12 protein-coding genes are annotated in these 14,075 nt (G+C 65.6%); 8 read left to right on the top strand and 4 right to left on the bottom strand.

What is annotated here, in order from left to right; genetic code table 11:
• Positions 1 to 30 precede the first annotated feature (30 nt).
• Both JKL46_RS07130 and JKL46_RS07125 read left to right on the top strand, forming a co-directional pair.
• Complete coding sequence (locus JKL46_RS07130) at positions 31 to 1,155, top strand: Gfo/Idh/MocA family protein (RefSeq protein ID WP_201831289.1); 1,125 nt, start codon at positions 31 to 33, stop codon at positions 1,153 to 1,155.
• 27 nt (positions 1,156 to 1,182) lie between these two features.
• Positions 1,183 to 1,623 (top strand): SRPBCC family protein, encoded by a 441-nt coding sequence (locus tag JKL46_RS07125; RefSeq protein ID WP_201831287.1) that lies wholly within the window; start codon positions 1,183 to 1,185, stop codon positions 1,621 to 1,623.
• A 221-nt stretch (positions 1,624 to 1,844) separates the two neighbouring features.
• Here the strand turns inward: JKL46_RS07125 and recQ are convergent, their stop codons facing one another.
• Positions 1,845 to 3,647 carry a DNA helicase RecQ gene (gene recQ, locus JKL46_RS07120; protein ID WP_201831285.1) on the bottom strand — a complete coding sequence of 601 codons (1,803 nt, stop codon included), beginning with the start codon at positions 3,645 to 3,647 and terminating at the stop codon, positions 1,845 to 1,847.
• Entirely contained in the window at positions 3,644 to 4,915 is a 1,272-nt protein-coding gene (locus JKL46_RS07115) for a BaiN/RdsA family NAD(P)/FAD-dependent oxidoreductase (RefSeq protein WP_201831283.1), read from the bottom strand. The genes recQ and JKL46_RS07115 overlap by 4 nt, the downstream gene beginning before the upstream one ends.
• 152 nt (positions 4,916 to 5,067) lie before the next feature.
• On the opposite strand from JKL46_RS07115, the gene JKL46_RS07110 reads away from it, so the two are divergent.
• On the top strand, positions 5,068 to 5,532 hold the full coding sequence (locus JKL46_RS07110) for a CAP domain-containing protein (protein ID WP_201831281.1): 465 nt from the start codon (positions 5,068 to 5,070) through the stop codon (positions 5,530 to 5,532).
• Positions 5,533 to 5,592: 60 nt separating this feature from the next.
• Positions 5,593 to 7,368 (top strand): SLC13 family permease, encoded by a 1,776-nt coding sequence (locus tag JKL46_RS07105; RefSeq protein ID WP_201831279.1) that lies wholly within the window; start codon positions 5,593 to 5,595, stop codon positions 7,366 to 7,368.
• A gap of 9 nt (positions 7,369 to 7,377) precedes the next feature.
• On the opposite strand, the gene JKL46_RS07100 is transcribed toward JKL46_RS07105, so the two are convergent.
• Positions 7,378 to 7,641, bottom strand: coding sequence for a hypothetical protein (locus JKL46_RS07100; RefSeq protein ID WP_201831277.1), 264 nt, complete (start codon positions 7,639 to 7,641; stop codon positions 7,378 to 7,380).
• Between the two features lie 192 nt (positions 7,642 to 7,833).
• Between JKL46_RS07100 and JKL46_RS07095 the strand changes: the two genes are divergently transcribed.
• On the top strand, positions 7,834 to 8,478 hold the full coding sequence (locus JKL46_RS07095; RefSeq protein WP_201831275.1) for a hypothetical protein: 645 nt from the start codon (positions 7,834 to 7,836) through the stop codon (positions 8,476 to 8,478).
• A gap of 469 nt (positions 8,479 to 8,947) precedes the next feature.
• Positions 8,948 to 9,907: a DMT family transporter gene (locus JKL46_RS07090; RefSeq protein WP_201831273.1), complete on the top strand. Its 960-nt coding sequence runs from the start codon at positions 8,948 to 8,950 to the stop codon at positions 9,905 to 9,907.
• Here the strand turns inward: JKL46_RS07090 and JKL46_RS07085 are convergent.
• On the bottom strand, positions 9,870 to 10,823 hold the full coding sequence (locus JKL46_RS07085; protein WP_201831271.1) for a hypothetical protein: 954 nt from the start codon (positions 10,821 to 10,823) through the stop codon (positions 9,870 to 9,872). The two genes, JKL46_RS07090 and JKL46_RS07085, sit on opposite strands and share 38 nt — an antisense overlap.
• Positions 10,824 to 11,094: 271 nt before the next feature.
• On the opposite strand from JKL46_RS07085, the gene ribA reads away from it, so the two are divergent.
• Positions 11,095 to 12,207, top strand: a complete 1,113-nt coding sequence (ribA, locus tag JKL46_RS07080; RefSeq protein ID WP_201831419.1) for a GTP cyclohydrolase II RibA — start codon at positions 11,095 to 11,097, stop codon at positions 12,205 to 12,207.
• Between the two features lie 132 nt (positions 12,208 to 12,339).
• Positions 12,340 to 14,022 carry an L-lactate permease gene (locus JKL46_RS07075; protein ID WP_201831269.1) on the top strand — a complete coding sequence of 561 codons (1,683 nt, stop codon included), beginning with the start codon at positions 12,340 to 12,342 and terminating at the stop codon, positions 14,020 to 14,022.
• Positions 14,023 to 14,075 lie beyond the last annotated feature (53 nt).

Genomic DNA, 14,075 nt, shown 5'->3' with positions numbered 1-14,075 from the left:
GTTTTGTTCATCGTCTCAGGAGCACAACGCATGACGTCACTCGGCATCGGTCTCATCGGCACGGGCTATATGGGCAAATGCCATGCGCTCGCCTGGAACGCGGTTGCCGCCGTCTTCGGCGATGTGGAGCGGCCGCGCCTTGCCGTGTTGGCCGAGGCCTCGCAGGAGCTCGCCGAGCGAAAGGCGCGCGAGCTCGGCTTCGCGCGCGCCACGGGAGACTGGCGTTCGCTCGTGACCGATCCTGCCGTCGATGTGGTATCGATCACCACGCCCAACGCTTTTCATCCCGAGATGGCGATCGCGGCGCTGGAAGCCGGCAAGCATGTGTGGTGCGAGAAGCCGATGGCGACGAAGCTCGCGGATGCGGAGCGCATGCTGGCTGCCGCTCGCGCTTCGGCCAAGGTCGCGGCGCTCGGCTACAACTATATCCAGAACCCCATCATCCGCCTGATCCAACGCCTCCTCGACGAAGGGCAGATCGGCACGGTCAACCATGTGCGCCTCGAGATGGACGAGGATTTCATGGCCGATCCGGAGCAGCTCTTCTACTGGAAGAGCGAGGCGACATCGGGCCATGGCGCGCTCGACGATTTCGGCGTCCATGCGTTGAGCCTGATCTGGGTCCTCTTCGGCGGTGTGCGGCGGGTCTGCGGACATATGGCCAAGCCCTATGCGGACCGGCCGGTGAAGGATGGCGGCCGCCGCGCGGTCGAGACCTACGACATCGCCACCACCCTGATCGAGCTCGACAATGGCGCCTCGGGCGTGATCGCGCTCAACCGTTCGGCCTGGGGCCGCAAGGGCCGCATCTTCATGCAGCTCTTCGGCTCGAAGGGCTCCATCGTCTACGACCAGGAGCGCATGAACGAGGTGCAGCTCTACACCGCCGACGGGCCGCCGGAGAGCCAGGGTTACCGCACCATTCTCGCCTCCCCGCATCATGCGCCTTATGATAAGTTCATTCCGGCGCCGGGCCATGGGCTCGGCTTCAACGATCTGAAGATCGTCGAGTGCCGCGAGCTGATCCGCCGCATCGAGGGCGAGCGCGCGCATCTGATCGCATTCGAGGATGGCATCCGCATCGAGCGTACGGTGGATGCAATTGCCAGGAGCGCCCATGACGGCGCCTGGGTGGACGTGACAGCAGGCGGGTGACGACAGGCCGCCTGAGGAGGAGCGACCATGAAAGTCGGGACGACAGCGGATCGGATTGTCATCGAGTACGATTTCAGGAAGAACTCCAGGGATGTCTGGGCAGCCCTGACGTCGCCCGAGGCCATCGTCAGCTGGTGGGGCGGCGATGTGCGGCTGGAGCCGAAGGCGGGCGGCGCCTTCCGCGAGGAATGGACGGACAACACCGGGCGCAAGGTCGTGACCATCGGCACGATCAACCGCTTCGAGCCGCCGGAGCTTCTCGAACTCAGCTGGGCCGACGAGGACTGGCCGCAGCCCACGCAGGTGTCGATGACGGTCGATCCGGTCGAGGACAGCAAGACCATTCTGCGGCTCGATCACCGCGGCTGGTCGGTCCTGCCGGCCGACAGACGCCAGCAGCTCATCGAGCAGCACGCGGCCGGCTGGCACCACCATCTGCGCGGGCTGGAGGCTTATCTGGGGAGGTAGAAGGCCGGCTTGGAACCGCCGCTGTCATTCCGGGGCGCCGCAGGCGAGCCCGGAACCCATAACCGCTAACGCTGCAGAAACTGACTCGACGCGACTCGCTTCTTCCTGGAATGTCGTGGTTATGGGTTCCGGGTTCCGCTGCGCGGCCCCGGAATGACAGTGGGTTTCCATCGTCACCGGCACGAGGCCGGTGATGACGTGGTTTTAGGTCTGATCGCAAATTAGGCCGCATGAGCCTTCACCACGTCCAGAAACGCATCCGCATAGCGGTCGAGCTTGGCCTGACCGACGCCGTGGATCTCGCCGAAGGCGCGCGGGGTCACCGGCCGCTTGGCCGCCATGTCGATCAGGCTGCGGTCGGAGAAGATGACATAGGCCGGCACGCCCTCTTCCTTGGCAAGCTTTGTTCGCAGGGCCTTCAGGTCGAGAAGCAACGGATCGTCGGTGGGCACCACGGATTCCGCTTCCATGCGCGAGCGCCTGCGGCGGCGCTCGGCGGGCTTCATGAGCACGTCCGAGCGCAGCTCGATCCGCTCCTGGCCCTTGAGCACGGCGACGCCCTTGTCCGTCAGGGTCCAGCGGCCGTATTCGGCAAGCTCCAGGCCGATCAGGCCCGCCGCATAGATCTGCCGCAGCAGCGAGCGCCATTCCGTCTTCGAGCGGTCGTTGCCGACCCCGAAGGTTTTCAGCTTGTCGTGGCCGAAGCGGCGGATGGAATCCGTCACCTCGCCGGTCAGGATGCTGATGAGATGCTCCGTGCCGAAGCGCTCGCCGGTGCGCACGATGGCGGAGAGAATTTTCTGGGCCTCGATGGTGCCGTCGAAGGACATCACGCCGTCGATGCACAGATCGCAATTGCCGCACGGCTCCGTGCTCTCGCCGAAATAGGCGAGCAGGGTCTGGCGGCGGCAGCGCGGTGCTTCGCAGAGAGCCACGAGGGCATTGAGGCGCTGGCGCTCGACGCGCTTCTGCTCGTCCGAGGCGTCGCTCTCCTCGATCTGCAGGCGGCGCAGGCGCATGTCGTCGAGGCCATAAAGCGTGAGCGTGTCGGCGGGTGCGCCGTCGCGGCCCGCGCGGCCGATCTCCTGGTAATAGGCTTCGATGGATTTCGGCAGGGCCGCGTGGGCGACGAAGCGCACGTCGGGCTTGTCGATGCCCATGCCGAAGGCGATGGTCGCCACCATCACCACGCCGTCCTCCTGCAGGAAGATGTCCTGGTTCTTGGCGCGGTCCTGCTGATGCATGCCGGCGTGATAGGGCAGGGCGCGATAGCCGGCCTGACTCAAGGAATCGGCGAGCCGCTCCGTCGCGTCGCGCGACGAGCAATAGACGATGCCGCTCTCGTGCCGGTGCTTGTCGAGGAAGGAGAAGAGCTGGCGCTTCGACTGCTCCTTGGCCTGCATGGCGAGGCGCAGGTTCGGCCGGTCGAAGCCGTGGATGAAGAGGCGCGGCTCCTCCTCGAACAGGCGATGCATGATGTCGCCGCGCGTCGCCACGTCCGCGGTGGCGGTGAGCGCGATGGTCTGCACGTTGCCGAGGCGCTGGCGCACCTCGCCGAGCATCGCGTATTCGGGCCTGAAATCGTGGCCCCATTGCGAAACGCAATGCGCCTCGTCGATGGCGAGCATGTTCACGCCGGCCCGTCCGAGCCATTCCGTGGTGCCGGTATTGGCGAGACGCTCCGGCGAGGCATAGAGAAGACGCATGCGTCCATCGCGCACCGCATCGACCACGCGACGATTCTCGTCCGGATCGTTGGCGGAGTTGAGGCTGCCGGCCTCGATGCCGAAATGGCGCAGGGCCGCCACTTGGTCACGCATGAGGGCGATGAGCGGCGAGACCACCAGGGTCAGGCCCTCACGGGCGAGCGTCGGCAGCTGATAGCAGAGCGACTTGCCGGCGCCGGTCGGCATGACGGCGAGAACGTCGTCGCCGGCCAGCACCGCGCGCACGATCTCCTCCTGTCCTTCGCGGAAGGAAGAGAAGCCGAACACGTCGTGGAGAATCTTGGCGGGGTCGATCACGAATTTCGTGTGGCCGATGACGGATTCAAGGTCAATGCGTCATCGGGAATCTGCAAGGCCGCCAGAACGCCTCTCGCTGCGGCAATGCCGGTGGCGAAACTGGCCTGGAGGAGATAGCCGCCGGTGGGCGCCTCCCAGTCGAGCATCTCGCCGGCGACGAAGACGCCAGGCAGGCGGCGCAGCATCAGGTGCTCGTCCAGCTCGGTGAAGGGCACCCCGCCGGCGCTGGAAATCGCCCGCTCCAGGGATTTCGTGCCGGTCAGCTTCAACGGTACGGCCTTGATGAGGTGGGCAAGCGCCTCGGGCTCTGCGGGCAGGGTGGCGGAGGCCTCCCGCAACAGGGCGATCCCGACTGGGCTTAAGCCCGCGGCCTTGCGCAGGAAGGTCGAGGCGGATTGGCCTTTTCGCGGTGGGCTCAGGCGCTTTGCCAGGGCATCCTGCGAAAGATCGGGCCTGAGATCGATGTGGAGAAGGGCGCTGCCTTTCTCCGCTATCGCATCTCGAAGCTTGGCCGAGAGAGCATAGACCGCGCCGCCCTCGATTCCATCCGTCGTGACGATGGCCTCGCCCTTCACGCTCGTACCCTCGAAGGTCAGGGCGATCCGTTTCAGGGGCTCGCCCTCGAAGCGGCTGCGCATGATGTCGGACCAGGGAAGGGTGAAGCCCATATTGGCCGGCCGCAGGGGCGAGACCGCGATGCCGCGGCGGGTCAAAAGATCGACCCAGGTTCCGTCCGAGCCGAGCCGCGGCCAGCTCCCGCCGCCAAGCGCCAGGATGGTGGCGTCGGGCTTTGCCCGCACCGATTCGCCCGCCCCATCGGTAAATGCGAGCGCGCCATCCTCGTCAAAACCCTGCCAGCGATGGCGCAGGGCGACGCGGACACCTAATTCCTCGAGCCGCCTCAGCCAGGCGCGCAGCAGGGGCGAGGCCTTGAAGGCTTTTGGGAACACACGTCCGCTCGACCCCACGAAGGTCTCCTGTCCCAGACCCTCGCACCAGGCGCGCAGATCCTCCGGGCGGAAGGCCTCGATCAGGGGCCGCAGCAGCGGCTGGGCTTGAGCATAGCGGGTGATGAAGCGCTCGAACTCTTCCGAATGGGTCAGGTTCAGCCCGCCCCGTCCCGCCATGAGAAGCTTACGGCCCACCGACGGCATCTGGTCGTAGATTGTGACGGAAACGCCTGCGCGTCCCAGAACCTCCGCGGCGATCAGCCCGGCGGGGCCGCCGCCGATGATGGCGACTTCGGGAGGGGAGGAGCTTGAGGGCATGCGGTCAGCTGACGCGGGAGGGCAAGGAAACTGGACCCTCGGACAGCGGCATGGCATGCAGCGGCATTGGGTTCATGGCTTTTGCACATGACCGTGACAGGCTATTTTTTCAAGGGGAGCGGTGTCTCAACGCCGCCCGAAGGGGATTGCGGATGCATGCTCTTTTCATGGCGGGCCTCCTTGCGCTCGGTCTCGCCGGTTGCGCGGGCGATTGGGCGCTCACGCCCAAGGATGCGGTGCTGGCGAGTTCCACGAACGATGCCGCCGAGGCGGCCCGGCTGATCTCGGCCTACCGCGTCTCGAAGGGCCTGAGCCCGGTGACGGTGGACACGAATCTCAACAAGGCGGCCGAGCATCAGGCGCGCGCGGTTGCCGCCGCCGGCCGGCTCAGCCACGGCAGCTTCGCCAGTCGCATGGGTGATTACGGCATCATCGGCTATTCCGCCGAGAACCTCTCGGCCGGATCCGATTCCGTCGACGGCGCCATCGGCCGCTGGAAGGCCTCCCCCGGCCACAACAGCAATCTCCTGATGCCCCAGGCCCGCAAGATCGGCCTCGCCCGCGCCGATGCCGACAACCGCTATGGCCGCTACTGGGCGCTCGTCCTCGGCCAGTAAGCGTGGCACTAACGGGGGCGTGGAGCGTTAGGACCATGATTCCTCTCGCTTGCGCTCCCCATGACCCACCAGCAAATGCTCGCCTTCGCCATCGTCGCCGGGATGATGGCGCTCTTCGTTTGGGGCCGGTTCCGCTACGATCTCGTCGCCGTCTTTTCCCTCTTGGTGGCCGTTCTCGTCGGCGTCGTGCCGGCCGATAAGGCGTTCGAGGGCTTCAGCGACGACATCGTGATCATCGTGGCAAGTGCGCTCCTCGTCAGCGCCGCGGTGGCGAAATCAGGCATCCTCGAAGCGGGGCTGAACCGGGTCGGGCCCTACTTACGCACCACGCAGATCCAGATCGTCGTGCTGGTGAGCGTTGTGACGGTCCTCTCCGCCTTCGTGAAGAATATCGGCGCGCTCGCGATGATGATCCCCGTCGCGTTCCAGATCGCGCGGCGCACCAATACCTCGCCGTCGAGCTTTCTCATGCCGATGGCCTTCGGCTCGCTTCTCGGCGGCATCGTCACCCTGATCGGCACGTCGCCCAACATCATCGTGTCGCGGGTCAGGAAGGAGCTCCTGGGCGAACCCTTCGGCATGTTCGACTTCACGCCGGTCGGAATCGGCATCGCGCTTGCCGGCGTCGTCTTCCTCGCCTTCGGCTATCGCCTGCTGCCGCAGGGCCGCAAGGGAGCAGCCTCCCTCGATGCCGCGCTCAACATCAAGGATTACGTCACCGAGGCCCGGGTGACGGCGGAATCCGACGTGGTCGGGCAGACGGTGGCGGATCTGCACCGGCTCGCCAACGGCGAGGTGAAGGTAGCCGCCATCATCCGCAATGAGGGCCGCAGCCCCAGCCCGCTGCCGGACGTGACGCTGCGGGAGAACGACCTCCTCATGCTGGAGGGCGAATCCGATGCGCTCGAGAGCGTGGTCGCCCGGGCCGGCCTGCGGCTCAGCCGGGAGCATCGCCTGCCTGAGACCGAAGAGGCCACGGACGAGATCGGCGTCATCGAGGCCATCGTCGGGCCGAACTCCGCCCTGACCGGCGTCTCGGCGGGCGACATCGGGCTCTACGAGCGTTACGGCGTCAACCTCATTGCGGTGAGCCGCAGCGGAGAGCGCTTCAAGGAGAGGCTGCGCACCATTCCCCTGCGCTCGGGCGACGTCATCGTGCTTCAGGGCAATTTCAGGCGCCTGCCGGACACCTTGCGCGATCTCGGCTGCCTGCCGCTGGCAGAGCGCGAGATCCGGCTCGGCAGCGCGCGCCGGAGCATCCTTCCGGCTGCGATCCTGGCGCTTACGATGGTGCTCGTCGCCTTCAACATCCTGCCCGTCGCCATCGCCTTCTTCGGAGCCGGCGTCCTGCTGATGCTGTTCGGCTCGCTGACCCTGCGCGAGGCCTACGAGACCATCGAATGGCCGATCATCGTGATGCTCGGTGCGCTCATTCCGGTCAGCGAATCGATCCGCACCACAGGCGGCACCGACCTGATTGCCGGCTGGCTATCGGCCGCAGCCCACATGCTGCCGCCGACGGGCGCCCTCGTGCTGATCATGGTGGCGGCAATGGCGGTGACGCCGTTCTTGAACAACGCCGCGACGGTGCTCGTCATGGCGCCCATCGCAGCGAGCTTCGCAACCCAGCTCGGCTTCAGGCCCGATGCCTTCCTCATGGCGGTGGCGATCGGCGCGGCCTGCGATTTCCTCACACCCATCGGCCACCAGTGCAACACCCTGGTCATGGGGCCCGGCGGCTACCGATTCGGCGATTACTGGCGGCTCGGCCTGCCGCTCTCGATCCTCGTGGTCGTGATCGGGGTGCCGCTGATCATGCTGGTCTGGCCGCTCTGAGCGGGGATGTCAGCGCAGGACGGCGGTGAGCAGCAGGGTCGTGCCGACGACGGAGGCGGACAGCGTGACGATCATCGCCCAGATGTGAAGCCGGTCCCGCTCCTCCTGGTTCAGCAGGGGGCGATAGCGCGAATCGGAACGGCCGAAGATGAAGCTGGTCGTGCGGCCCGGGCGCGGATCGTGCGGCATCACGCAAAAGCTCGACCTCACCACGGAGCGCATGGGCTCGTGGCTGACGCCATAGGAAGGCTCGCGGGGGATCGGCGGGTTCATGGCGCGACGCTACTGGGGACGATATCTTGAGCGTGAGGCTCGCCCGGAACCTGTGAAGGAGAAGTAAAGGCCAGGGACTTCTCCCCATCGTCGTGAACGAAGTCTTGACGTGGCAGCTCGTCACCCTCGCGGCTTCTTCCCGTGCCGCTTGTGTCATGATATGCCGTTACGGGAAACGAGGGAGTTGGTGCGATGGGGACCTTTCGCCGGGCAGGCCTTGCGGCCGCAGCTTTGATTGTCGGGGCATGGAGCCAGGCTCATGCCCAGGCAGACTCGCGTATCAATTTCGCCGCCTTCGCGCCGCGCCTTACCGACATCGCCGCTGGCAATACGGCCGGGCCGGATGTTGCTTCGGCTTATGAGAAGCAGGTGAACCAGGCCAGGGCGTCGCAGGCCGCCACCATGGGCATGACGGCCACGCAATCCACCATCGACGGCATTTTTTCGGGTGGCAAAAGCCTGATGACGTCGGTCCCCTACATGAGGATGCAGGCCGGAATGGCTGCTCAGATGGAGGCCTCGCAACGCATCGTGAACTCCGCCAGGGCGCGGGGTCAGGCCGAGCGTGCGGCCAGCCAGCCTGTGCCCGATCCCGATCGCCCGACGGAGGCGCAGGCCATCCTGTCGGTCATCGAGAATGGCTATGGCAGCAGCGCTCCCTGGCGGAATCCACAATCGGGTGCCTCCGGGAAGGTCACCATCCGGCCCGTCGCGAAGGGCAATTTCAAGGGGCAGGATTGCCGCCTGGTGCAGCGCGAATGGCGCAGCGGCGGCAAGTCGCGCAAAGGCGAGATGGTCGCCTGCCGGTCGAATGGCGAGTGGTACGCCCTGTCGTGAGGGGCTTGGCCCGGCATCCAGTTCCCTAAGCCCTCCTCCCCCTTGTGGGGAGGAGTTGGAGGTGGGGGTGCAGGCGCGTGCTTTCTGTTTCGCACCATGGTTGCCGCAGCCTACCTCTCCCCGGTGGGGAGAGGTCGAGCGAAAGCGAGGGTGAGGGGGCACAGGTTTCTCCGGAGAGGGCGTGACCCCTCACCCGCGCCTCCGGCGCGACCTCTCCCTCAAGGAGAGGTGAGCCAGCGCCATACCTGCATTGGCGATCGCTTACACCCCCACCCTTAATCCCTCCCCACAAGGGGGAGGGAGAAGCCACTGCGCCTTTCAATCAATTTCGAGCCACACTCTGTGGAGACGCTCTGCTCCTCACCATGAGGTCAGTGATCTGTGGCTCAGCCTCCCTGGTCCCACAGGAAACGGGTCGTTCGGCGCCTCATTTCGTGTCATTCAGGTGCGACACCTGGAATCCTCGAGAATGACACAAGCGCCCGTTCAGAAGACCATGGCGGCGTCCGATTGGGCGCTGCTCGCCATCCTCTCCATCGTCTGGGGAGGCTCGTTTCTCTTCATAGGCGTCGCAGTGCGCGAATTGCCGCCGCTCACCATCGTGGCGATTCGGGTGGCAACGGCGGCCTCGGCTCTGCTTCTCGTCCTGAAGCTGATGGGCGAGAATCTGCCGCGCAGCCGCGAGGCCTGGACGGCCTTTTTGGGCATGTCGATTCTCAACAACGTGATTCCCTTCACGCTCATCGTCTGGGGCCAGAGCCATATCGCCAGCGGCCTTGCCTCGATTCTCAACGCGACAACGCCGCTCTTCACGGTGATCGTGGCGCATTACTTGACGGCGGACGAGCGCCTGACGGGGCAGAAATTCGCAGGCGTCATCGTGGGCTTCGTCGGCGTTGCGGTGATGATCGGTGCGGCCGCCTTCGTTGCGCTGGACACGAGCATCCTGGCGCAGCTCGCCATTCTCGGCGCCGCCCTGTCCTACGGCTTTTCCGGCGTCTTCGGGCGGCGCTTCAAGACCATGGGCATTCCGCCCCTTGCCACGGCCACCGGGCAGGTGACGGTCTCGAGCGCGCTTCTGCTGCCGGCAGCCCTCCTCGTCGACCGGCCATGGACGTTAGCGATGCCCAGCACCGGTGCGATCCTGTCGCTCGCGGCCCTCGGCCTCGTCTCGACGGCCTTCGCCTATCTGATCTTCTTCCGCCTGCTGGCGCGGGCCGGGGCCACGAATGTCGGTCTCGTGACCTTCGTCATTCCGGTCAGCGCCATCCTGCTCGGCGTGCTGATTCTCGGCGAGACGCTGGCTGCCCGGCATATCGTCGGCATGGCCCTGATCGGAGCAGGGCTCATCCTGATCGACGGCCGTCTCGTTACGGCGCTGAACGCACGGTTTACCGGGAGGGAGCCGGCGACGCGCGGAAACGGTTGAACATCATGTCCGGCGCGCTGGTGTTGTGACGGGAGGGCACGAGGCGGCCCATCCAGGCATCGGTGGCCTTGGCGCCGGGAAAGTTCATGATCATCTCCTCGCGCCAGGAGCGGGCACCTTCCTCGCGCACGGCGATGCGCGCCACATCCGCATTGAACTCGGTCACGTACATCGAGCGCAGGCCCGCGAAGGGCAGGCCGGAGACGCCCTGATCGAAGGCGACGTCGAGGGTCATGCGCTCCTCGTTCAGGGCCTTGACCGCGACGCTCGCCTTGCCGCCCTTCGCGAGTGTCAGCGTGAACGTCATGGTCTTGGGATCGAACGCGACATCCTTCAGGTTCACCACCGGCCGCTGGTCGAATTCCACCGGGCCGACCAGGAAGGACGAGCCATAGGACGTCCAGTCCAGATGCTCGGGCGGCAGCGGCTTGATGCGCCAGTAGCCGTCGCCCGGATAGATCACGAGCACTTCGATCGCCTTGTCGCCCCGCTTCTTGAGGAGCTGGAGGAGATGGATCTTGTGCGTGACCTTGTCGCCGATCGTGACGGTGACGTCGTTCGGGCGCCAGAATTCGGTGAAGGACAGGCCCATGATGCGCAGGCTGTCGTCCTCGAAGAGGGTCGCCATGGTCGGGTGAGGCTTGGCCGAGGTCTGCTCGGAGATGTCCTCGCAGGCGGTCCAGTCCGGCTCCCAGCGGTCCTGGCGCAGGGAGCCCATATAGGCCGGATGCACCGCCTCGATCTGGAAATGCCGCACGTCCGGAGAGGCGAAATTGACGGCGACGTTGTCCTTCTCGGCGCAGAGCACCGGCTCGCTGGTGTTGGTCATCTCCACGGCAAGGCCGTCGAGGGTGGCGGCATGGGCCGTCGTGGCAAGACCGAGGAAACCGAGGGCGATGAGCCGGGAAAGGAACATGGAGAATCGTCCGGATTGTCGTCGTGGAAAGCGTGGCGGCACAGATAGCGCGATGGATCTATGCCGTCGAGCCAACTATGCCTTCGAGCCAGCACACCTTTGCAGCCAAACCCATTGATCCGGCATGGCTGCCGTCGCATCTATGGAATTGGGGTTCGGGAGAGCCCTGTGATAGGGTGAAAACAATCCTGAAGCGTGGCTTTGGGGCTTTTGGCCCTAAATGTTCGCCTTCTCCCGCTGGATTAGAGGCGATTTGCCTGAGTTATCGATGATGCGCCTGAACTTGAGCCTGTCCGACAATCCCGCCACGACCCTGGTCGAGCGGGCGATCATGGAGTTCCGCAGCGCCCGTCCCGTCGTGATCGACGGCGTGGCGGGTAGCGCGCTCGTGATCAGCGTCGAGGATTTGGGTGAGGACGTGGCGGCCGAGATCGACGCCGTGGCGGAGGGCCATGCCCATCTCGTCCTGCCGGCGGCACGGCTGCGCCGCCTCGGCCTCGATCGCGGGGGCCCCGGCCGTGTGGCTCTCCCGGTGGTCGACCGGGCGCGTGTGGAAAATCTGGCGCTCAAGGTCGACGGTCGCATCGATGCGCCGATTCGTCCCGCCGATGCCCTGGACGAGGAGGCGCTGGAACTCGCCCGCCTGTCTCTCGTCCTGCCGGCCGTCATCGTCGTACCCTTGGCCGAGGGCACCGCGATCGCTCCTTCCCTGTTGCGGGTGCCTGGAACAGCCGTGCGGGGTTATCGGCAGGCCCAGGCTCTGGGCCTGAAGATCGTGAGCCGGGCGCCGGTGCCGCTGGAAGGCGCGCCGACCAGCGAATTCGTGGTGTTCCGCGGCGGCGAGGGCCTGCGCGACCAGGTCGCGATCGTGGTCGGCAAACCGGATCTCGCCAAGCCCGTGACCGTGCGCCTGCATTCCGCCTGCCTGACCGGCGATCTCTTCGGCAGCCTGAAATGCGATTGCGGCGATCAGCTGCGCGAGACCGTGCGTTTCATGGCGCAAAACGAGGGCGGCATCCTGCTCTATCTCGACCAGGAAGGGCGCGGGAACGGCATCGCCAACAAGATCCGCGCCTACAAGCTCCAGTCGCAGGGCTACGATACCTACGATGCCGACGAGGTTCTGGGATTCGAGGCGGATCAGCGCCGCTTCGATTTCGCCGCGACGATGCTGAAGGAACTCGGCATCGGCACGGTTCGGCTCATGACGAACAACCCGGAGAAGATCGCGGCTCTGGCGAATGCCGGCCTCGAGGTGATCTCGGACCATCGCGTCCTTGGCCGCCCGACGGCGGAGAACGTGAGCTATTTGGCCGCCAAGCGCGACCGGGCCGGGCACTACATCGATCTCGAGGGCATGCTCGCCTGCTCGAACAAGGATTGAGATCGCTCTCCTCGCTCATCCGCTATTGCCGCACCGCATCATCGTCTTAGCTTCCCATGAGGCGGCCGTTTTTCCGCCCGACCGCCCGAGCTCTCGTTGCCGGCGCCTGCCGGCGGGATCAGGGGAAACGTCATGTGGAGTCAGGTCTATAATCCCTTCGGCAGCGCGGTGCTGTCGACCATCGCCGCCGGGATACCGGTCGTCCTTCTCCTGGTGATGATCGCATCCGGCAAGGTGAAGGCCCATATCGCCGCCGTCATCGCACTTCTTGCAGCCGTCGCGGTCTCCGTCTTCCTGTTCACCATGCCTGCCGGGCTTGCGATCCGCGCGGCGCTCTTCGGCGTCGTCACGGGCATGTTCCCCATCGGCTGGATCATCCTGAACGTCATTTTCCTCTATCGGCTGACGGTGGAGAAGGGATGGTTCGCCACGCTCCAGCAATCGGTCGGCGACCTCACGACGGATCGCCGTCTCCAATTGCTTCTCGTCGCCTTTTCCTTCGGAGCCTTTTTCGAAGGGGCCGGCGGCTTCGGCACGCCCGTCGCCGTGACCGGCGCCATTCTCATCGGGCTCGGGTTCTCGCCGCTTGCGGCATCCGGCCTCTCGCTCATCGCCAACACGGCGCCGGTGGCCTACGGCGCGCTCGGCGCGCCGATCCAGGGACTGGCCTCGGTCACGGGCTTCGACCCTTACATGCTCGGCGCGATGGTCGGTCGCCAACTGCCCTTCTTCTCGATCATCGTGCCGTTCTGGCTGATCTGGGTCTTCGCGGGCTTTCGCGGCATGCTCCAGATCTGGCCGGCCATACTCGTCTGCGCCGTGTCCTTCGCGATCCCGCAATTCCTGATCTCCAACTTCATCAATCCCTGGATCGTCGATATCGGAGCCTCCCTGATCTCCATGGCCTGCCTTGTCGGCTTCATGCGGATCTGGCGCCCGAAGGAGGTCTGGACCTCGCCGGCCCTGCGCACGCACGACATTTCCGCGGGGACCCTGACGCGGCCCGCGCCGCTGGGCGCCGGCACGGCCAACGTGACGCCGCGGGCGAGCCGCGAGGACATCGTGTGGGCCTGGGTTCCGTGGATCATCCTCTCCGTGATCGTCGCGATCTGGGGCACCGGCTGGTTCAAGGCGCTCGTGAACCCGATCTTCACCTGGAACTATCCGATCCCCGGGCTGCACAACATGGTGCAGAAGGTGGCGCCCATCGTCGCCAATCCCACGGCGGAGCCTGCGGTCTTCGCCTTCACCTACATGTCCTATACGGGCACGGGCGTGCTGATCGCGGCCATCATCGCAGGCTTCGTCATGAGATTTTCGCCCTTGCGGCTCATTACCGCCTGGTTCGAAACCATCTGGGTGCTGCGCTACTCGCTCATCACCATTGCGGCGATGCTGGCGATCGGCACGCTGACGCGTTTCTCGGGCGTCGATGCGACGCTGGGCCTTGCCTTCGCCGGAACGGGAATCCTCTATCCGTTCTTCGGCACATTGCTCGGCTGGCTCGGCGTGGCGCTGACAGGTTCGGACACTGCATCGAACGTGCTGTTCGGCGGTCTGCAGAAGATCACGTCCGAGCAGCTCGGATTGTCACCCATCCTCATGGCGGCGGCGAATTCCTCCGGCGGCGTGATGGGCAAGATGATCGATGCGCAATCCATCGTCGTGGCGTCCACTGCGACGAACTGGTTCGGGCATGAGGGAAGCATCCTGCGCTTCGTGTTCTGGCACTCCATCGTGCTCGCCTGCCTCGTCGGCGGCCTCGTTATGCTGCAGGCCTATGTCCACCCCTTCACGCAGATGGTCCTGCACTGACGATATGACGCGACAAAAGAAAAGCGCCGCCGGAAACGTTCCGGCGGCGCTTG

Origin of the sequence: Microvirga zambiensis WSM3693, from assembly GCF_016735695.1 — a bacterium.
In the GTDB taxonomy this organism is placed as follows: Bacteria; Pseudomonadota; Alphaproteobacteria; order Rhizobiales; family Beijerinckiaceae; genus Microvirga; species Microvirga zambiensis.
This window is presented reverse-complemented; position numbering and strand designations above follow the sequence as displayed.